This window comes from Kribbella swartbergensis (assembly GCF_054784135.1).
In genome coordinates this window covers 62538-82190 of the sequence record NZ_BAAGPM010000003.1, presented here as the reverse complement: position 1 = coordinate 82190, position 19653 = coordinate 62538, and the positions used below count along the sequence as shown (strand labels likewise).

Sequence of the window (19653 nt, the reverse complement as noted above, 5' to 3'; positions counted from 1 at the left end):
CTCCATGGGTGAGCTGACGGGGACCGAGGTGGACGCGCTGCGGCGGGCGTTCACGACAGCCGGGTACACGGCTGAAGGTGTGGCCGACCGGCTGGGTGCCCAGGCCAACGGTGCGCTGGCCCGCAACGAGACGACTCTTGCGGGCCGGCGTACCGGCTCGGGTGACGCCCTCGACACGATGATCCGGCTGTTCCTGCTCCAACGCGCCGTACCGGAATCCCTTGTCACCCAGGCCTTTCCAGGTCTGGATCTGGTTGCCCTCGGCATCGTCGAGGTGTCCGGGGGCGCGGCTCGGGCGGTGCTCGACATCCGGCCGTTCGCCGAGGACGACCGGGAGTGGTGGGTGGTCGCGGACCTGACTCCCGGACTGGACGGGCGACGCGAGCCGATGCGGTCCGACTACGTGCTGGGGATCGCACCGGCCAGCCTGAGCCTCATCCACCTGACCGTGCCGATCACGGCCGAGCGGGCCCTCGACATCGGTACCGGCTGCGGGATCCAGTCGCTGCACCTGGCCGACCGGGTCAACCAGGTCGTCGCCACCGACGTGAACCCGCGGGCACTCCAGCTGGCGCGGTGGACGGCCGCGCTGAACCGGGTCGACCTCGACGTCCGCGAGGGCAGCCTGTACGAGCCGGTCCGCGGCGAGCGGTTCGACCTGATCGTGAGCAATCCGCCGTACGTGATCTCGCCGGGCGACGGCCGGTTGACGTACCGCGAGACCGGGTTCGCCGGTGACTCCGTCGTCGAGCAACTCGTGCGGCAAGCGCCGTACCACCTGACCGACGGTGGCTGGTGCCAACTGCTGGCCAACTGGACGTGTGTGCGCGGTGAGGACTGGCGCGACCGGATCGCCGGGTGGACGGGTGACCGGTCCGCGTGGGCAGTGCAGCGCGAGCAGCTCGACCCGTCCGAGTACGTCGAGCTGTGGCTGCGTGACGCGGGCCTGCACGGGTCGCCGGAGTACGTGAGTCGGTACGACGCCTGGCTGCGCTGGCTGGACGCGCAGAGTGTCGAGGCGATCGGCATGGGCTGGATCACCGTGCACAACGTGGCAGGGACGCTGGAGGCCGAGGAGTGGCCGTACGAGATCGAGCGTCCGATCGGTCCGCACGTACTGGGCCGGTTCGAACGGTCGGAGGGGTTGCCGGACGACCTGACCGGGTTGCATCTCGTGACGGCCGACGACGTGATCCAGGAGACCAGCGGGCAGCCGGGCGCCGAGGATCCGGCGACGATCGTGCTGCGACGGCAGCGTGGGATGCGACGGGCCGAGCAGGCGGACACCGTGCTGGCCGGCTTCGTCGGTGCGTGTGACGGCGACTTGAGTGTCGGGCAGATCCTGGCAGCGCTCGCGGACCTGCTGGACCGGCCGCTGGACGACGTACTGCGGGAGTACCTCCCACAGGTCAGACGCCTTGTCGTAGAAGGCTTCCTGAACTACTGAGCCCTGCGCCGTCGCTTGTCGGCGTACATGCGCCGGTCCGCCTCGGTGAGCAGCTCGCTGACCGGCGTACCGTCGGTGCTGCTGGCGTGCCCGATGCTGAGCCGCAGCATCGCGAACCACGGCTCGCCCGCCGTCGCCGCGACCCGGTCCGCCGCGAGCTTGATCCGCTCGACCAGTTCGCGCGCTCCACGCTCGTCCGGCTTGTCCAGTACGACGACGAACTCGTCACCACCGACGCGCGCCACCACGTCCTCGGCGCGGCACTGCTCGGTCAACAGCTGCCCGACCCGTCGCAGTACCTCATCACCGCAGATGTGCCCGTAGCTGTCGTTGATCACCTTGAGGTTGTCCACGTCGATGGCGATCACTCCCACCGACCGGCCGGCGTCATGCGCGACGGACATCCGCTCGTCCAGCGCGCGGCGGTTGCCGACCCCGGTGAGCGGGTCCTCACGTGCGGCTCGCCACTCGGCGTCGTGGCGGATGGAGAGCTCGTGATTCGCCAGTGCGCTGCGTACGGCGTACAGACCGCGCAGCCGCTCGGCCCACCACCCTCTGGTGATCGCCCGCGCGTACTGCAGCCCTGTCTCGGCTCCTGCGTCGCCTGACTCCGCTGCGATCTGCACAGCGGTATGGCGGACGAGCGCCTCAACTGGTGGATCGGAGGTCGGTGGCAGGTCGCTGCCGGCCCGCTGCGCGGCTTCGGCGGCGTCATCCAGCCGGCCCAGAGCGGCGTACGACCTGGCCAGGTACGTCCCCGCGATCGCGGCCAGCTCCAGGTCGCCCAGCTTGGCCAGCTGATCGCGGCAGTCCTTGAGGATCACGGCGGCCTCGGCGGGATCGGCCTCGTCGTTGCTGGCGGCCAGCCACATCCGCCCGGCGATCGGCCAGTACCCGAGCAGGTCGTCCCGCACGATCACGTCGACCGCCTCGCCCGCCCAGCGGTGCGCGTCCCGCCGTCGCTCACGGATCTCCTCGTCGTACGACGTGTCACCGAGCCGCTCGAGCTCGTGCGCCCAGCGCAGGTTCGACTCGGCCAGGTTGAGCCGGTTGATCGCCGGCGCCTCGGGGAGCCCGAGCGGATCGTGGTCGCCCTCGGCCGCGAGCTCGAAGTGCGGGATGCACAACTCGTACAGCCGGAGCAGGTCGTAGGCGTACCCGAGGCCGGTGTGCGCCCAGCCGGCCAGGCCGAGGTCGCGGGTGCGGGACAGCGCGTTCTCGGCGGCGACCAGGTCGGCGACCGAGTCACCGCCCTCGCCGGTACGGATCAGGGTGACGATCCGGATCGCGAGCGCGTTCGCCTCCCAGCCCGGCTCGTCGATCGCCCGGGCGACCCGGATACAGGCGTCGACCGCGTCCAGCGCCTCGACCGCGTCGGTGGCGTGATGGGCCGCGACGGCCCGCACGTACTCGGCGGCGGCACGTTCGGCACTCGGTTCCGGGCCGAGCTCGGTCAGCACCCGGTGCAGCTCGGTCGCTGCCTCGGCCGGACTGCCCGACTGGGCCTGCGTCATCGCCGCCGCAATGCGCGCGGTCACCCCCGACGTGTCGCGCACCTCGAACCCCCTGTCGCCTCACCGCCTGCGGCGCTTGTCGTCGTACAAGCGACGGTCCGCCGTGGCGATCAGCTGATCCACTCCGACACCTTCGGCCGTCGCGGCGTACCCGATGCTCAGGCCGAGCCGCCGCAGCCACGGCTTCCCGGTCGCCGCCGCGATCGCCGCGGCCGCGGTCCGGACCCGCAGCGCCAGTTGCGCACCGCCCTTGGCGTCCGGCTGGTCGAGCACCACGATGAACTCGTCGCCACCCGATCGAATCACGGCATCGGTCGCTCGCGCCTGTTCTACCAGCAGATTTGCCACAACCTGCAGCAATTCGTCACCGCAGGCGTGGCCGTACGTGTCGTTGACCACCTTCAGGTCGTCGACGTCGAGGGCCAGCACGGTCACCGCGCGGCCGGAGTCGCGGGCCGCGGTCAGCCGCTCGTCCAGCGCCCGCCGGTTGCCGACCCCGGTCAGCGGATCCTGCCGGGCCGCGTGCCACTCGGCGTCGTGCCGGGCCGAGAGGTCGTGCGTGGCGAGCGCGTGCCGTACGGCGTTCAGCGCCCGCTGCCGTTCCTTCCACCAGCCCCGCGCGACCGAACGCGCGTACTCCAGTCCGGCCAGGGCTCCCGGCCCGCCGGCGGCCGCGGCGATCTCCGATCGGGTCTGCAGCACCAGCACGTGCGTGGCCGGATCCGCCAACGGAATCAGGTCGTCGGCCGCCCGATCGGCCACGGCCTTCGCCTCATCGGGCTTCCCCTGCGCCTGGAGAGCCCTGGCCAGGTAGGCGCCCGCGATCGAGAGCCGCTCGGTCTCGCCCAGCTTGGAGATCTCGTCCCGGCACTCGGCCAGCTCCGCGACGGCCGCGGCCGGATCGTCGCTCGTCGCCGCGGCAGCAACCCACAACCGGGCGCTCAACCGCCAGAACTCCTGGCTCTCGTCGTCGACGATCACCCGCTCCGCCTCACGCGCCCAGTACGCCGCCGACGCGAGCCGCTCCCGGATCTCCTGCTGGTACGACGACTCGCCGAGCCGCTCGAGTTCGTGAGCCCAGCGCAGGTAGGTCTCCGCCAGGTTCAGCCGGTCGATGGCCGGCGACTCGGCCAGCTCGAACACGTCCGCGTCCAGCCGGGTGGCGAGCTCGTAGTGCGGAATGCAGAGTTCGTACAGGCGCAGGACGTCGTATGTGTAGCCGAGGCCGGTGTGCGCCCACGCGGTCAGGCCCGGGTCCTTGGTCCGGCTCAGCGCCGCCTCGGCGGCGACCAGGTCCTTCACCGTGTCCCCGCCACGTCCGCTGCGAGCCAGGTTGATGATCCTGATCGGCAGCGCGTTCGCTTCCCAGCCCGGTTCGTCGATCGCCTTCGCGACCGCGACGCACGCGTCCACGGCCTTCAAGGCCTCGTCCGCGTCGCTCGCATGGTGGGCCGTGACACCGCGCACGTACTCGGCCGCGGCCAACTGGTAACTCGGCACACCACCGAGCTCGGCGCGGATCGCCTGGATCTCCGCCGCCGCGGCCGCGTGCCCACCTGACTGGGCCGATGTCATCGCGGCGGCGAGCCGGGCAGTCAGCGCGTCACCCGTCGCCATCTCGCCACTCCCCATAACCCCGCCGGCGGCCTTCCCTGATCCTCACCCGCATCCCGGGCCGGACCGCCCATTGTGACCACCCACGCCCACCCCTGTCACGGCACCATTCAGCCACGACCACCTGGTGCCATCGGAACGGTGGGCCGCTGGGCGACAAGCACGAGTGAGGGAACCCCGGCCACACTCTCGGGAAGCCGCAGTTCAGCCACCGGACCGAGGCCCGCCGCGGCCAGCATGGCCCAGAGATCGTGGGGCTGCCACAGATAGGTGGTCCACCTCACCGGCACTCCGCCGTACGCCTCGGTTCGTTCGATCTCGCCGTCACCCCGGTGGGTTCCGATGATGACATGCCCGCCCGGAACCAGCGCTCGGGCGAAGGACCGGACGACCCCGGGAAGAATGTGCCGGGGCAGGTTGAACAGTGACCACCAACCGAGAATCCCGCCGAGCGACGAGTCCGCCAGCTCCAGGTCGGTTGCCGAAGCAACGGCGAACCGCTGGTCGGGGTGCAGCCGCCGGGCGTGGTCGATCATCCGGGGCGAGAGGTCGACCCCGGAGACGTCGAGGCCCCGCTCGGCCAGGTAGGCGGTCACGGCTCCTGGACCGCAGCCGACGTCCAGAACCGGGCCAAGCCCGTGCACCGCGGCTGCGAAGCCGTCGATCGCGGTCCGCAACCAGGGATACGTCGTGATGTCGCCGAGGTTCAGCTCCACGTAGTTGTCGGCGACGCGGTCGTACGAGCTCCGTACCACGTCGAGATCGGCAGGTTGCTCGATAAGGGAGGCGTTCATAGCCGCGGATGCTAGTTGCCACGTGGAGCAACCGGCCGGCGGTGTGGGCGATCGGGAGCTTGGCTCGCCGGGGGTGTGGTGTGGGGATGGTCGGCGTCCTAGAGTGAGCGTTCGATTGCCGAGGGTTTCTGGGGGCTGCTGGGATGAGGCATGACGGGCCGGCCGCGGAGTCTCGGCGTGCTGGTGAGCGGATGGCGCTCGACCAGGAGTGGAACGAGTTGCTCGGCGAGATCCGCTCACTGGACGGGTTCGCGGACTTCCTGCGACCGCCGCGGCTGGATGCGCTTCGGCACGCCGCAATAGGCGGGCCGGTCGTCCTGGTGAACGTCAGCCAGTGGCGTTCGGACGCGCTGATCGTCACTGCCGACGGCGTACGGCCTCCGGTCGAACTGCCGGACGCTACGCAACAACGCACGACCGAGTGGGCCAGCCGTTACCTGGAGGCAGTACACCGCTTCCAAGCAGTCCAGCAGGAGGCGTACGAGGCGCAGCGTCCGTTCCGCGAAGGAGACCAGTCTCCGGCGGCGTTCCAGCAGTACCACGCGGCAGCGCAGCGACTCCACGCCGAGCGGCTCCTGATGGAGAACGTCGTCACCGAGGTTCTCGAATGGTTGTGGGCAGCAATCGCCGACCCGGTACTGACCCGGCTCGGCTTCACCGAAACACCGCCCGACGACGCGTGGCCCAGGCTGTGGTGGTGCCCGACCGGCCTGCTCACCGTCCTTCCACTGCACGCCGCCGGACGACACGTCGAGGGCGTATCCGTGCTGGACCGCGTCGTCCCGTCGTACACGCCAACCCTCCGCGCGTTGCTGGAGGCAACTAATCGGCGCGAGCCGGCACAAGAGCCGGAGATCCTCGTGGTTGCCGTGCCCGACGCGCCCGGCCAGACCCCGCTTCCGAACGTCGAACGCGAGGTGGACCTGCTCGCCCAGCTGTTTCCGGGCGGCCGGAGCACGGTCCTGTACGGCGCGGAGGCCACCACGACCCGAGTCCGCGAGGAGCTCGGCCGGCATCGGTGGGCTCACTTCAGCTGCCACGGACACCAGGACCTGACCGATCCGTCGAACGGCGGTTTGCTGCTGCACGACGGCACGCTGACCGTGCAGAGCATCAGCACCCGCACGTACCGCGGCGAGTTCGCGTTCCTGTCCGCCTGCAAGACGGCGACCGGAGGGCTCGACCTCGCCGACGAGGTGATCACCCTGGCCGCGGCACTCCACTACGCCGGCTACCGCCAGGTCGTCGCGACCCTGTGGTCGGTGTACGACCCGACCGCGGCCGACGTGACCGAGAGCGTCTACAGGGAACTCGTCACCGGCGGACGAGTCGACAGCGACGGCGCGGCGGCGGCCCTGCATCGCGTCGTACGGCGACTGCGCGATCAACATCCGGCGAGTCCGAGCGTGTGGACTCCGTTCGTCCACCTCGGACCGTGACGACCAAGGAGATCATGACGATGAACGACGTCCGCCCCGACGGACTGGTGCCGTATCGCGAGGTGAGCGAACCCGGCTACGCGGAGAAGGCGGCCGAGACGTTCGTGATCGAGGAGTTCGACGTCGGCGTGTCCCTGCTCGGTGGCCTGTGCCCGCGGTGTCAGGCCCCGATCGAGGTGCCGCTGATCGACGGTGTCTTCCGTGCCGCACCGGCCCAGGAGCGAACCGAGCGCAGCACTCACTCGGTGCCGATCATCTGCACCTGCACGGAGGCGCATCCCGGACGGCCGGACGATCGCGTCGGCTGCGGGGCGTACTGGATCTTCGATCTACCGGCCGGCTCATGAGCGGCCGACCGGCGCCGGGCCGACCGGCCACCCCTGCGGACCTGCGCCGAGCCCAGCAGGTCGACCTGATGCGTCGTACCGAACTCCCAAGAGTTCGTGCGGCCGCGGTCCAGTGGCGCAACGGCCTGGCAGGCCTCCTGGTCGCGCTTGTCGGGTTCAGCTTGATCAAAGGGCGCTCGGACATCAGTGAGTTGGCGTCGGCCGCCGCCACGGTTGTCGGCGTACTCCTGCTGCTTGCGCTGTTCGCCGGCGCGGCCGGGGCGCTGTACCTGCTCCGCGCCTCGAACGGGCGCCCGGCAGTCGTCCCGATCGCCGAACTCGCTCCAGGCCCAATCGCTGAGCACCGCGAGGCACAGGCCTCGGCCCGGGCACTACGCCGCGGGATCGCGTTGAGCCTGGCCTGTGCGGCGCTGCTGGTGGCTGCGGTGGCGACCACGTGGTACGGCCCCGGACGAAGCCGGCCGAAGGTGGAAATCACGACCGACAGCCGGATCGTGTGCGGCTCGGTGCTCCGCATCGGCGACGGCCGCATGACGATCCAGTCGGATGCCGGTGAGATCGTCGTCGAGCTGAGCCGTCTCACCTCACTGCGGGCGGTGGACTCATGTCCCGCGAACTGATCGAGGCGCTGTACGACCGGGTCGAGCACTGGAAGCGGGATCCGGGAAGTGATGTGGTGTTCGGCCCGGCGGCCGATGCGGAAGTGGCTCGCCTGTTCGAGACGCCTGGATTCGCAGAGGACCTGGAGGGCCGGCACGCGGCCGGGATGCTGTTCTGGTGCCGGTTCCTCGCCTCCGGGTCGGCGGACCAGGACACCTTCCGGACCGCCGTCGGTCTGCTCGAGCCCATCGTGTTCGCTCAGCCCGACGCCGTACCTGAGCAGGTCAGAGAGGTTGTCGAGGCCAGGGAGAGTTCCAACGCGGCGTCCGACCAGGCCATCGAGTCGTTCCGGCAGTACCAGCAGACCGGTGATCTCGCGCAGCTGGACGAGGCCATCGACCTGATGGCGAGCGCTGTGCTCCGGCTCCCCGAACGAGCGCCGGCCGCGGCCACGTTCCGCTTCAACCTCGGCAGCTTCTGCTGGACCCGCTACCGCCATCTGGGTGACCCGGACGACCTCGAAACCGCCGTCGAGCAATTCACCGAGGCCACCGAGATCGACGGCGGAGGAGGCTACCTCGCCGACGCGGCACCGACGCTCTACGAGTACGCCGCTCAGCTCGTGAACACCTATGAGGCCAGCGGCGCGCTCGACTTCTTGTCCCTCGCCATCCAGGTGCAGCGTTGCGCGACCCAGCTGACCGCTGCGCATCAGGCGTCGTACGGTTCGTTCCTCGCCGACCTCGTCCAGCTCGCGTACGAACGGACGGCTCAACCGGAGCTGCTCGACGACGCGGTCGCGACAGCCGAGTGGGCGTTGTCGCTGGAGCCGGACAACGGCTCCGCGCTGCGCAGCCTCGCATACTCCCTCGTCCATCGCGCGACGACCAGCCGCGACCCTGACATCGCAGGCCAGGCCGTCGATCTGGCCCGGCGTGCGGCGGCGGCCGCGACCGGCGACGGTCGAACCCTTCAGGTGCTTGGTACGGCGCTCCGCACCCACCACGTGTTGAGCGGCGAAAGTGGCGCGTTGACCGAGGCGGTCGACGTACTGCGCCAGGCGGCCGCCGCGACCGACCCCGCCGATCCGGACCACGTCCGCCGGCTGATGGCTCTCGCGGACGTACTGCGTGCTGCCGCCGACACCCCGCAGCTGGCGGCGGAAGCGGTGACGACCGCTCGCCAGGTCGTCGCAGCGACGTCACCGGCGGATCCGGAGTACCCCATCCGCCGCTCGATCGTCGTCCTGGCGCTGCTGAAGCTGCACGAGCTCGCCGACGATCCCGCGGCACTCGACGAGGCGATCAGCGAAGGCCGCGCGGCCCGGCGCGCCGTCGATCCGTCTGCGGCCGCCTATCCCGCCGTGGTCCGGGCGCTCGCCGTCGCGTTGAGCCGAGGTCCGGCAAGCGATGACGCGATCGCCAGGACCGGCGAGGCGATCGAACTCGTCCAGGACTGCCTCTCGCGGCTCCCGGAGTCCCATCCGGAGGCGGTCAACCTTCGCACCGATCTCGCCGAGCTCCACGCCTTCGACGGCCGTTGCCGGCTGACTCGCTTCCTCCGTACGACGGAGGACTCCGAGCTCGACCGGATCATCGAGTCGTGCGAGGCGGGTTCGGCGGTCGAACCGACTGCCCTGACCGACCTCTGCTCGGCGCTGCGGCTCAGGTTCGAGGCCGCGGGCGACCGGGCCGATCTGGACAGGTCGGTCGAGGTGGGCCTGCAGGCCGTCGATGCCCTCGCCAACCAGTCGGACGAGCTCGCGAGGGCCCAGAACGCGGTCGGCTTCTCGCTGCGGCTCCGCTACGAGCAGACCGAGCACCTGGCCAGTCTCGACGACGCGATCGACCTCTTGCAGTCCGCGGTCGAGCGGGTGGAGGCGCCGGGCCTGCGCGCCGCGCTGTTCAACCAGCTGGGCAACGCGCGATGGGCACGTCATCTGCGCACCGGCGACCCGGACGAGCTGGAGTCCGCCGTCGACGAGCTCCGGCAGTCGGTGCGTGTCGGCGCCGAACACGCCGGCGTGGATCCCGGTCACCTCAGCAACCTCGGTCTGGCACTCGGTACGCAGTACGAGTGGACCGGTGAGCCCGCCGTACTCGACGAGATGGTGGAGGTCCTCCAGCGGGCGGTTCGGGAGTCGCGGCCGGACAACAACCGGCTCCCGGTGTTCCAGTCGAATCTGGGTGGGGCGCTGCGCCTGCGCTACGAACGCGACGGCGTACTGGCCGATCTCGATGCCGCGATCGGCGCGCACCAACAGGCCATGGCGTCGCCGACGGCCGGGCCGCTGTTCAGAGCGGCCGCCGGGACGAACCTCGGTGCCTGCTGGGTGATGCGGTTCCGGCGGACCGACGATCCGGCCGATCTCGCGAGAGCCCTGGCGGAGTACCGTTCGACGGCCCGGGACTCGGCCGCGACGCCGTTCCTGCGATCCTCGGCCGCGGCGCAGTGGGGCCGGCTCGCGGTCGGCGCGCAGGACTGGCCCGAGGCACTCGAGGGGTACGCCGCTGCCCTCGATCAACTCCCGTTCGTCGTCCCGCGCTTCCTCGACCGCTCCGACCAGGAACACGGCCTACGCCGGCTGCGCCACCTGGGCTCCGACGCAGCCGCCACCGCCCTCCAGGCCGCCGATGCCGCGGACGCCGGTCAAGAGACGGGCGCTGGTCAAGAGACGGGCGTCGCCGTACTCCACGCCCGCGCCGTGGAACTCCTGGACCAGGGCCGGGCCATCCTCCTGACCCAGCTCTTCGAGTCCCACGGCGACGTCTCCCGCCTCCGGGCCCATTCCCCCACCCTCGCGAGCAGGTTCGAGCACCTCAGAAACCGCCGCAACCAGCCCGAACCTCAGCGAACTCAGTGATCAGCCGGCGGCCTGTTCGGCGGTGGTGGCGTCGAGTTGGACCGGGAGCGACTCGACGCCGTACACGATGGAGAAGTCGCGGAAGCGCAGTTGCTCCTCCGGGACGGCCAGCGCGAGGTCCGGGAAGCGGTGCGCGAGGGCCGTGAACGCGGCCCGCAGCTCCATCCGGGCGAGTTCGGCGCCGACGCACCGGTGCATGCCGTGGCCGAAGGCGAGGTGGGCGGCAGGCGCCCGCTTCGGGTAGAAGTCCTCGGCGTCGAGGCCGAACACCTGCTTGTCCCGGTCCGCCCCGCTCAGCGACACCGCGACCAGATCGCCCTTCTTCACCTGCTGGCCGAACAATTCCAGGTCGTGCCGCGCGAACCGCGGGAACGCCACCTGGACGACGGTCAGGTACCGCAGCAGCTCCTCGACGATCGCGTCGACCGCACCCGGCTCGTTGCGGATCCGTTCGAAGTTCTGCGGGTCGCGCAGCAACACCAGCGTGCCGAGTGCGAGCATGCTCGCCGACGTCTCGTACCCGCCGAGGAACACCCCGTCGGCCAGCCCGCCGAGCTCGATGTCGTCGATGGTGTCGCCGTGCTCGCGGATGATCGACCCGATCAGCCCGTCACCGGGCTCCTTGCGCTGTTTGCGGACGATCTCGAACAGGAAGTCCCGCGACTCGCTCGCCGATCCGAACACCCCGATCCCGCCGCCGGACAGGTCGAACCGGGCCGGGCCGAGCGCCCGGAACCTGTCGCGGTCGGACTCCTCGACACCGAGCAGGTCGGCGATCAGCAGGAACGGGACGTTGAAGGCGAAGTCCGAGACGATGTCGACGACCGGGCCCTTGGCCTCCATCAGGTCCAGCTGGTCGTTGACGATCTTCTCGATCGCCGGCTCCAGCCGGGCCAGCCGCCGCTTGGTGAACTCCGGGGTGAGCAGCTTGCGCAGCCGGGTGTGGTCCGGCGGATCGGTGAAGCCCAGACCGCCGATGCCCTCGGACGGCTTGTCCGGGTCCGAGCCGACCAGTGGCCGGATGTCGTTGCTGAAGTTGGTGGTGTCGGTGAGCACCGCCTTCGCCTCGGCGTGCCCGCTGACGACCCACACGTTCAGCCCGAACAGGTGAGCCAGTTTGTGCACCGGCTCGGTCTCGCGCACCCGGCCCAGCTCCGGAACCGGGTCCACCCCGTTGCGCCGTAGCGGCATCGAGACCTGACGGGGAAACATCCGCATCTTGGACAAATCAAGACCACCCTTGCGGGTGGTCCTGTTCAAGATCCGGCTGCCGACCCATTTCTTCAGGTATGTCGCAACCATGACTCCACGCGCCCTCTCTGAACTGCTGCCCCCGACGGCTTTCGTCAGCAAGAAAGCTAACGTCGCAAGGGACCAGATCCGATGGTGTTGGCACTACTGCGGTAGTGGCGTTGGCACCACCATGGGAGGGGGCCATGGCATTGCCAGCACAGACGATCCCACGGACATGAGCTCGTCTTCCACCGGAATCCACCTGTACCGTTCCCTGGACCGCGGCACGCCGTACCTCGGGGACACTTCAGGGAAACCCCAGCCGAAAGTAGGATGCGGCGCCCACCCGCCGGCTGATTCGCCGGCGGACGTTCAGAGGTAGTACGGCGTGACCACCCGGACTACGTCGGCGAGCCTCGACTTCACCTGGTCGCGGTGCGGGACCAGCGTGAGCGTCGTCGACCCGGGCAGCCGTACGCCATGATCGACGAGCAGGTACAGGGCGCGGAGGGTGCGGATGGTGTTCGTCACCTCGGGCCGGATGCCTTCCACGGCAGGGTTCGACAGTGCACGGAGGGCGGGGTCGAGCCACTCGATCGCGTCGGCCTCGGTCAGATCCGCGCGCGTCAGCGTGGCAGCCAGGGCGTAGCCCAGGCGGTCGTCCTCCAGGTCACGCAGGACGTACGGCGTTGGCGTCAGGAGCCGGCCGATGCCGAGGCGGAGCATCTGTACCGGCTCGACCGCCGGGTGCAGGCCGAGGGTGCCGAGCAGATCGGCGCCGTGGGCAACGGCATGCAGCCGGCCGAGTTTGGCGTCGTACCCGCGGAGATCCTCCTCGGCGACGTACCAGCGCTCGAACGGCGGCACCCAGCTCGGCTCGAACACACCGGCCGAGACGATCGCGTCGAGGATCAACGGCGCGAACGTGCGGGCCTGGACCTCGGGGTCGGCGAACCGGGTGATCATCTCGTTGCCCAGCTCACGGAGTTGGTCGGTGGACAGCACGCCACGGCCGATCCAGGTGGCGAGTACGGCGTACGCCTGGGTGTCGCGCAGCACCGGGTCGGGTGAGCGCAGCAGCCCGGCCAGCTCGGCGACGAGATCGGTGAGCGGACGATCGGTCGGGACGGCGAAGCCGTCGGCGCGCACCCGCGCCCAGTCGGTCATGCGCGGCAGGCTAAACGCTTTCCCACCCGACCCGCCAGCCCGCCCAACCGGCCTGGACGGCAACCGCCGTACGACGACCGGCCGTGGAGACGGGGAACGGCCCGTGGTGCACCCGGACTCCGGGTGTTCCACGGGCCGAAGGCGGCCAGGACCCCTCAGCCCGGCCGGGCCCCACGCCCCGGCCGGGGCCCCTCAACCACGGCCGGGGGGATCGTGTCAGGCGTCGCGCTTGCTGGCGGTCACCAGGGCGATGATCAGCAGGCCGACACCCCAGGCGGCGAAGTAGGCCATCGCCCACCACGGCGACAGCGAAGTGGAGGGACCTGCGGCTTCGGCGCCGGCCGAACCCATGTCCTGACCGCCGTTGATGAACTGGTTCGCGTTCGTGAACGGAGTCCACTTCTGCAGGTCGTCGCCGGCCTTCGGGATCAGCGGCAGCAGGCTCTCGACCAGCAGCGGCCAGACCAGCAGGATGGCGATCGCGCCCGCGCTCTGCCGGATCAGGATGCCGAGCGCGACCGCGAAGATCGCAGCTACCCCGTAGACCAGGCCCTGACCGAAGATCAGCCGCCACTCGCCCGACGTGTCGATCGCCATGTCGGCGCTGCTTCCGGCCAGGAGGTACCCGATTCCCCAGGAACCGACGGAGGCGACCAGACCGACGATGGCTGCCAGCGTGGCGACCACGATGGTCTTGTTCAGCAGCAGGGCCGTGCGCTGTGGGACGGCCTGGAAGCTGGTCCGGATGGTGCCGAACCGGTACTCGGTGGTGACGGCCAGCGCGGCCATCACCATGATGACCATCTGCCCGAGGTAGACGCCGAACTGCGACATCGCCGGAGTCACCTGCGACTTGTCGCCCAGGCCGGTGAAGAGTGCGGCCAGACCGAGCGACAGCACGGCCGCGATGATCATGCACCACCAGGGTGACCGGGTGGAGAAGAGTTTGATCCGCTCGACGGTGATCAGCGACATGTCAGTTGTCCTCCTTCGGCCCCGAGGCCACCTCGACGCCGGACGGCGGAGCCAGCTGTACGTCGGTCACGTGGGCGAGCTCGTCGTGCGCGTGGTACTGGACCGAGTCGCCGGTCATCTGCATGAACGCCTGCTCCAGCGAGCCGCGCTGCAAGGTCAGCTCGTGCAGCACGATGCCGTGCGCGGCGGCCGCCTCGCCGACCTGGTCGGTGGTCAGGTCGCCCTCGACGAACAGCACCTTGCCCTGGTCCTCGACCTCCTCGATCCGGGTGACCAGCTGCTGTTGCTGCAGGACGCCGGCCAGCTGGTCCAGCTGCGGCGTCCGTACCTTGACGGTGGTCCCGCTCGCCCGGTCGACGAACTCGCGGGTGGAGCTCTGCGCGATCAACCTGCCGCGGCCGATGACGATCAGTTCCTCGGCGGTCACTGCCATCTCGGACAGCAGGTGGCTGGACACCAGGACGGTCCGGCCCTCGGCGGCCAGCTTCTGCATGAAGGTCCGGATCCAGACGATGCCTTCGGGGTCGAGACCGTTGACGGGCTCGTCGAAGAGCAGCACCTCCGGGTCACCGAGCAGCGCACCGGCGATGCCGAGCCGCTGCGACATGCCCAGCGAGTAGGCGCCGGCCCGCTTGTTCGCGACCGAGGTCAGGCCGACCATCTCGAGTGCCCTGTCCACACTCGACTTCGGCAGCTTGTTCGACGCTGCCATCCAGGCCAGGTGAGCCCGGGCGGAACGGTTCGGGTGCACCCACTTCGCGTCCAGCAGCGCACCGACCTTGGTCAGCGGCTGGTGCAGGTCGCGGTAGCGCCGGCCGTCGATCCGGACGTCGCCGGACGTCGGGGTGTCCAGGCCGAGGATCATCCGCATGGTGGTGGACTTGCCGGCCCCGTTCGGGCCGAGGAAGCCGGTCACCTTACCGGGTTTCACCTCGAAGGACAGGTTGTCAACGGCAACGGTTGCGCCGTATCGCTTGGTGAGGCCGATTGCCTCGATCATCGCCGTACTCCTCGGTCGGTGGCGCGTCGGTCGTGCAGTGCCGGGCGGTGTTACCGCATTCAGTATCGAGGTCTCACCGGGTCAGAGCATCGGACCCGGGACGGATCCGGTGTGTCCACCCCTGGGTTGATTCTGCCGCCCGGCCGGATCGCCGGGCCATCGGTTAAAGCCCTGACCACGACCCCGACGATCCCCCATCCACCCCACAGCCACATCATCCGAAAGTCGACGTACGCCGGTACTTCGGAATACCAACGGGCAAACCGGGAAGTCACGCCCGGGAAATTCGGCGTCAGTCCAGGGGAACGCCGTAGAGCACCAGGTTATGGGTGTAGCGGCGGGCGGAGTGGTCGTACGAGCCGATGCAGGTGACCAGCGCCAACCGCGGCTTCGCGGCGCCGCGGAACAGGTCCGGGGGGAGGTCTTCCTGCCGGTAGGTCCGGCGAGCCACGATCCGGTACCAGTGCTTGTCTCCGTCCCCGGCAGTCACCGCGACCCGGGCACCGACCTGGACCTGCGACAACGCGGCGAACACCCCTCGTCCGTTGCGGGCGGTGTCCACATGACCGGCGATCAGCACAGTGCCACCGGCCGAGCCCGGCGCCGCACCCGCCGCCCACCAGCCCACGTCGGTCGGTGACTTCGGCACCTGAAGGTGGCCGTCGCTACCGGTGGCGACCGGCGTCACCGGCGCATCGACGACGCCGGGCAGCGCCAGCCGGACCGGCGGAACGGCGGCTTCCCGTTCCTCGGCCGACGCGCCGGCTTCCGGAACCTTCCCGGTGTCCCCGGGCTGCCCTCCGAACACCATGACGAGGCCCGCTCCCACCGCAGCGACACCGACGAGCCGTCGCCGCAGTCGGGCCGGCTTCCAGACCAGGAGCAGTACGCCGAGACCGAGCAGCACCACTGCTGTCCGCGAGCGGGCCCGTTGAGCGTCGGCGACCTGGCCGCCGTCGCCGGTGGACACGATCGGGGTGCCGTTTTCGACGCGACAGGTCCCTGCCACCATGCGCAGGTGCATCTGGATCACCGGCCTGGCGCCGTTGGCCACTGACTCGACGGCAGGCGAGGCGGCTTTCGGCAGGTCGCCTCCGATCAGCGCCAGGTACTGCCGGTGCGTCTGCCGCTGCAACGCCAACCACGCGGCGTCGTACCCGGAGGTTCCGGCTTTGGCTGCGAGGGCGTCGAGCTGCTGACGCTGGGCCAGCGAAGGTATGGTGACCAGCCCGATGCCGAAGCGACCGGCAACCTCCACCTGCTGCGCGGCCAGCCTGCGATGATCGCGTTCCATCAGCGCGCCGACGCGCCGTACGCACGAACTCCTGCCCTGGGTCTTGGCGGCCGCGGCGGCCTGGATGATCGTCAGATCGAGCTGGTGGGCAGCGTTGAGGTAGTCGACGTCCGGTTGCGGCGGGGCCGCGTTCGCCGGCTGCGCCGTACCGAGCACTCCCGCCACGGCAAGCAGCAGAACCGCTGACAGACGGGCGATCGTCAGCCGAGGCATGCGTACCTCCCTGCGGTCGGACGTCGACGTAGCGCGATTCGCCGTACGACGACAGTAAGGGTGTGGACTGTCCGGGTCCACCCGTGCTGGCGCGCTGAGGCATGATGCGAAACGGCCCGCCGGGGAATCCGACGGGCCGCTTCTGGGGTACTGCGGGTGGAGCTAACTGCGGTCAGGCGGCGGCGTTCACCTCGGCCGGGGTGTCGGCGATGACCGACTCCCGGCGCTTGGAGACGATCACGGCCGCGACCAGGATCACCACGGCCACCAGGGCGATGCCGATCCGCAGCGGGGTGTTGGTGTCCTCGCCGATCGCGGACATGCCCACGACGGCCGGGGCGATCAGCACCGAGACCAGGTTCATCACCTTGATCAGCGGGTTGATGGCCGGGCCGGCGGTGTCCTTGAACGGGTCACCGACGGTGTCACCGATGACGGTGGCCTCGTGCGCCGGGGAACCCTTGCCGCCGTGGTTGCCGTCCTCGACCAGCTTCTTGGCGTTGTCCCAGGCACCACCGGAGTTGGCCAGGAACACCGCCATCAGGGTGCCGGACGCGATCGCACCGGCCAGGTAGCCGGCCAGCGCCGCGGCGCCGAGGCCGAAGCCGACGGCGATCGGCGCGGTGATCGCGAGCAGACCCGGGGTGGCCAGCTCACGCAGCGAGTCACGGGTGCAGATGTCGACGACCTTGCCGTACTCCGGACGCGCGGTGCCCTCCATGATCCCGGGGATGTCCCGGAACTGACGGCGTACCTCGTAGACGACCGCACCGGCGGCGCGGCCGACGGCGTTGATCGCCAGGCCGGAGAACATGAACACCACGGCGGCGCCGATGATGATGCCGACCAGGGTGGACGGGTCGAAGACCAGCGCGTCCGCGTTGAACGCCGCGTCGCCCGCCTCGTTCAGCACCGCGTAGATCGAGTCCGTGTAGGAACCGAACAGTGCGGTCGCGGCCAGTACGGCGGTCGCGATCGCGATGCCCTTGGTGATCGCCTTGGTGGTGTTGCCGACGGCGTCCAGCTCGGTCAGGATCTGGGCCGCCTCGCCGTCCACGTCACCGGACATCTCGGCGATGCCCTGGGCGTTGTCGGAGACCGGTCCGAAGGTGTCCATCGCGACGATGACGCCGACGGTGGTGAGCAGACCACAACCGGCCAGCGCGATCGCGAACAGCGCGACGACACCCGAGCCGCCGACCAGGAACGCGCCGTACACGGCGGCGGCGATCACCAGCGCGGTGTACACGGCGGACTCGAAGCCGACCGAGATGCCGGACAGGATGACGGTCGCGGCGCCGGTCAGCGAGGTCTTGCCGACGTCCTTGACCGGCTTGTCCTCGGTGCCGGTGAAGTAGCCGGTCAGCGCCAGGATGACCGCGGCCAGCACGATGCCGATGAGCACCGACACGGTCGCGATCAGCCGCGGGTCGCCGTCGTGCGCGGCGATCGCCTCGGTGGCGCCGGTCAGGTTCCGGAAACTGCCGGGCAGGTAGACGAAGGCGGCCACCGTGCACAGGATCGCGGAGATGACCGCGGACAGGTAGAAGGCCCGGTTGATCGTGCGCAGGCCGTTCTCGCCGGTGCGCGGGCGGGTCAGGAAGACGCCGATCACCGCGGTGATCGCGCCGATGGCCGGCACGATCAGCGGGAAGATCAGGCCCTGCTCGCCGAAGGCGGCCTTACCCAGGATCAGCGATGCCACCAGCATCACGGCGTACGACTCGAACAGGTCGGCCGCCATACCGGCGCAGTCACCCACGTTGTCACCGACGTTGTCGGCGATGGTGGCGGCGTTGCGCGGGTCGTCCTCGGGGATGTTCTGCTCGACCTTGCCGACCAGGTCGGCGCCGACGTCGGCGGCCTTGGTGAAGATACCGCCGCCGACACGCATGAACATGGCGAGCATGGCGGCACCGAAACCGAAGCCCTCGAGCACGGTCGGAGCGTCACCCTTGAACAGCAGTACGACGACCGCCGCACCGAGCAGACCGAGACCCACGGTGGCCATACCGACCGTGCCGCCGGTCCGGAACGCGACCCGCATCGCCGGGTCACGGCCCTCGTCCCGCGCCGCCGCGGCGACCCGGACGTTGGCGCGCGTCGCGAGCCACATGCCCAGGTAGCCGATCGCTGCGGAGAACCCCGCACCGACCAGGAAGAAGATCGACCGGAAGATCTTCAGGGTCGTCTCGTTGCCGCCGTCACTGTGCGCGGGCAGCAGGAACAGCAGCAGGAACGCGACCACGGCGAAGATCGACAGTGTCCGGAACTGCCGGTTCAGATAGGCCGAAGCACCTTCCTGGACCGCGGCGGCGATCGTCTTCATGTTCTCGGTGCCATCGTTCGCGGCAAGCACCTGGCCCCGGAAGACCATCGCAATGGCGACCGCGAGGATCGCGATCACCCCGACGACGATCACCAGTGTGGTGTTGCTCGACGAAAGATCCACCGCTTGTGCAAGCAGCGCGGACATCCGTCCTCCTTGTAGGCAACCCATCCGGGCTTGACGGCCCCCGTCTGCCGCAACCGAAGGGTTGGGGAAATACGACACAGCGCCAGAGGACTGGCGCGGTGGGCAACTCTAACGGGTCACCGACCAGACCTGACGACAGGGTGGTCTACGCCATACCCCGGGGATGAGGCAAGCACCACCCTTCGATCGCCTCGTCCGGTCACACTTCGTAGTGCCGGGGATACCTTTTCGCTTCCGCTCAGATCGCCGACGCGACGTCCGGATGGATGTCGAACACCTTGGTCAGACCGGTGATCCGGAAGATCTTCAGCAGCCGTTCCTGGGTGCAGACCAGGGACAGGGATCCGTCGTGGGTACGCACCCGTTTCAGTCCGCCGACGAGAACGCCGAGACCGGTGGAGTCCAGGAACTCCACGCGTTCCAGGTCGATCACCAGGTGATGGACACCTTCGTCGACGAGCGCGGCGATCTTCTCGCGGAGCTTCGGTGCGGTGTAGACGTCGATCTCCCCCGCCACCTCGATGACGGTTCGCCCGCCCTCGGCGCGCGTGTTGAGCGACAGATCCACTTCGGCCTCCGATCCCGTGAACTGCTGCATTCAACCATGTACGGACCGTGAGTAGGGCCGTCTCCGAAAACTCTTTCATCTCGTTACACCGGAAGTCGATGTCCACCCC

The 19653-nt window shown here is 69.6% G+C and carries 15 protein-coding genes; 5 read left to right on the top strand and 10 right to left on the bottom strand.

Going from position 1 to position 19653, the window contains the following annotated elements; all coding sequences use genetic code 11:
- Positions 1-4: 4 nt before the first annotated feature.
- On the top strand, positions 5-1447 hold the full coding sequence (locus ACYVOK_RS00425) for a DUF7059 domain-containing protein (protein ID WP_460660174.1): 1443 nt from the start codon (positions 5-7) through the stop codon (positions 1445-1447).
- Here the strand turns inward: ACYVOK_RS00425 and ACYVOK_RS00420 are convergent.
- From ACYVOK_RS00420 to ACYVOK_RS00410, 3 genes are all read right to left on the bottom strand, one after another.
- Positions 1441-3003, bottom strand: a complete 1563-nt coding sequence (locus ACYVOK_RS00420) for a GGDEF domain-containing protein (protein ID WP_460660173.1) — start codon at positions 3001-3003, stop codon at positions 1441-1443. The genes ACYVOK_RS00425 and ACYVOK_RS00420 overlap by 7 nt on opposite strands.
- 18 nt (positions 3004-3021) lie before the next feature.
- Complete coding sequence (locus tag ACYVOK_RS00415; RefSeq protein ID WP_460660172.1) at positions 3022-4578, bottom strand: GGDEF domain-containing protein; 1557 nt, start codon at positions 4576-4578, stop codon at positions 3022-3024.
- Positions 4579-4685: 107 nt separating this feature from the next.
- Positions 4686-5369, bottom strand: a complete 684-nt coding sequence (locus ACYVOK_RS00410) for a class I SAM-dependent DNA methyltransferase (protein ID WP_460660171.1) — start codon at positions 5367-5369, stop codon at positions 4686-4688.
- 143 nt (positions 5370-5512) lie between these two features.
- Here ACYVOK_RS00410 and ACYVOK_RS00405 point away from each other — a divergent pair, with 143 nt between their 5' ends.
- The 4 genes from ACYVOK_RS00405 to ACYVOK_RS00390 are packed head-to-tail and all read left to right on the top strand — an operon-like array spanning position 5513 to position 10618.
- Positions 5513-6808: a CHAT domain-containing protein gene (locus tag ACYVOK_RS00405; protein WP_460660170.1), complete on the top strand. Its 1296-nt coding sequence runs from the start codon at positions 5513-5515 to the stop codon at positions 6806-6808.
- Entirely contained in the window at positions 6805-7155 is a 351-nt protein-coding gene (locus ACYVOK_RS00400; RefSeq protein ID WP_460660169.1) for a hypothetical protein, read from the top strand. The genes ACYVOK_RS00405 and ACYVOK_RS00400 overlap by 4 nt, the downstream gene beginning before the upstream one ends.
- The gene (locus tag ACYVOK_RS00395; RefSeq protein WP_460660168.1) at positions 7152-7775 is read left to right on the top strand and encodes a hypothetical protein; all 624 of its coding nucleotides are present in this window, start codon (positions 7152-7154) and stop codon (positions 7773-7775) included. Before ACYVOK_RS00400 ends, ACYVOK_RS00395 begins: the two co-directional genes overlap by 4 nt.
- Positions 7760-10618, top strand: coding sequence for a hypothetical protein (locus tag ACYVOK_RS00390; protein WP_460660167.1), 2859 nt, complete (start codon positions 7760-7762; stop codon positions 10616-10618). Before ACYVOK_RS00395 ends, ACYVOK_RS00390 begins: the two co-directional genes overlap by 16 nt.
- Here the strand turns inward: ACYVOK_RS00390 and ACYVOK_RS00385 are convergent, their stop codons facing one another.
- From ACYVOK_RS00385 to ACYVOK_RS00355, 7 genes are all read right to left on the bottom strand, one after another.
- On the bottom strand, positions 10619-11920 hold the full coding sequence (locus ACYVOK_RS00385) for a cytochrome P450 (protein WP_460660166.1): 1302 nt from the start codon (positions 11918-11920) through the stop codon (positions 10619-10621).
- Between the two features lie 303 nt (positions 11921-12223).
- Entirely contained in the window at positions 12224-13018 is a 795-nt protein-coding gene (locus ACYVOK_RS00380; RefSeq protein WP_460660165.1) for a DUF2785 domain-containing protein, read from the bottom strand.
- A 216-nt stretch (positions 13019-13234) separates the two neighbouring features.
- A complete protein-coding gene (locus ACYVOK_RS00375) occupies positions 13235-13993 on the bottom strand; it encodes an ABC transporter permease (protein WP_460660164.1) in 759 nt (252 codons plus the stop codon).
- Between the two features lies 1 nt (position 13994).
- Positions 13995-14993 carry an ABC transporter ATP-binding protein gene (locus ACYVOK_RS00370; protein ID WP_460660163.1) on the bottom strand — a complete coding sequence of 333 codons (999 nt, stop codon included), beginning with the start codon at positions 14991-14993 and terminating at the stop codon, positions 13995-13997.
- 292 nt (positions 14994-15285) lie between these two features.
- Complete coding sequence (locus ACYVOK_RS00365; protein ID WP_460660162.1) at positions 15286-16500, bottom strand: DUF4142 domain-containing protein; 1215 nt, start codon at positions 16498-16500, stop codon at positions 15286-15288.
- A 172-nt stretch (positions 16501-16672) separates the two neighbouring features.
- Complete coding sequence (locus tag ACYVOK_RS00360; RefSeq protein WP_460660161.1) at positions 16673-18976, bottom strand: sodium-translocating pyrophosphatase; 2304 nt, start codon at positions 18974-18976, stop codon at positions 16673-16675.
- A 238-nt stretch (positions 18977-19214) separates the two neighbouring features.
- The gene (locus ACYVOK_RS00355) at positions 19215-19574 is read right to left on the bottom strand and encodes an STAS domain-containing protein (RefSeq protein WP_460660160.1); all 360 of its coding nucleotides are present in this window, start codon (positions 19572-19574) and stop codon (positions 19215-19217) included.
- Positions 19575-19653: the final 79 nt, after the last annotated feature.

Coding starts and splice junctions, on each gene's coding strand:
- ACYVOK_RS00425 (WP_460660174.1), top strand. CDS start 5: ATGGGTGAGCTGACGGGGACCGAGGTGGACGCGCTGCGGCGGGCGTTC.
- ACYVOK_RS00415 (WP_460660172.1), bottom strand. CDS start 4,578: ATGGCGACGGGTGACGCGCTGACTGCCCGGCTCGCCGCCGCGATGACA.
- ACYVOK_RS00410 (WP_460660171.1), bottom strand. CDS start 5,369: ATGAACGCCTCCCTTATCGAGCAACCTGCCGATCTCGACGTGGTACGG.
- ACYVOK_RS00405 (WP_460660170.1), top strand. CDS start 5,513: ATGAGGCATGACGGGCCGGCCGCGGAGTCTCGGCGTGCTGGTGAGCGG.
- ACYVOK_RS00395 (WP_460660168.1), top strand. CDS start 7,152: ATGAGCGGCCGACCGGCGCCGGGCCGACCGGCCACCCCTGCGGACCTG.
- ACYVOK_RS00390 (WP_460660167.1), top strand. CDS start 7,760: ATGTCCCGCGAACTGATCGAGGCGCTGTACGACCGGGTCGAGCACTGG.
- ACYVOK_RS00385 (WP_460660166.1), bottom strand. CDS start 11,920: ATGGTTGCGACATACCTGAAGAAATGGGTCGGCAGCCGGATCTTGAAC.
- ACYVOK_RS00380 (WP_460660165.1), bottom strand. CDS start 13,018: ATGACCGACTGGGCGCGGGTGCGCGCCGACGGCTTCGCCGTCCCGACC.
- ACYVOK_RS00375 (WP_460660164.1), bottom strand. CDS start 13,993: ATGTCGCTGATCACCGTCGAGCGGATCAAACTCTTCTCCACCCGGTCA.
- ACYVOK_RS00370 (WP_460660163.1), bottom strand. CDS start 14,993: ATGATCGAGGCAATCGGCCTCACCAAGCGATACGGCGCAACCGTTGCC.
- ACYVOK_RS00365 (WP_460660162.1), bottom strand. CDS start 16,500: ATGCCTCGGCTGACGATCGCCCGTCTGTCAGCGGTTCTGCTGCTTGCC.
- ACYVOK_RS00360 (WP_460660161.1), bottom strand. CDS start 18,976: ATGTCCGCGCTGCTTGCACAAGCGGTGGATCTTTCGTCGAGCAACACC.
- ACYVOK_RS00355 (WP_460660160.1), bottom strand. CDS start 19,574: ATGCAGCAGTTCACGGGATCGGAGGCCGAAGTGGATCTGTCGCTCAAC.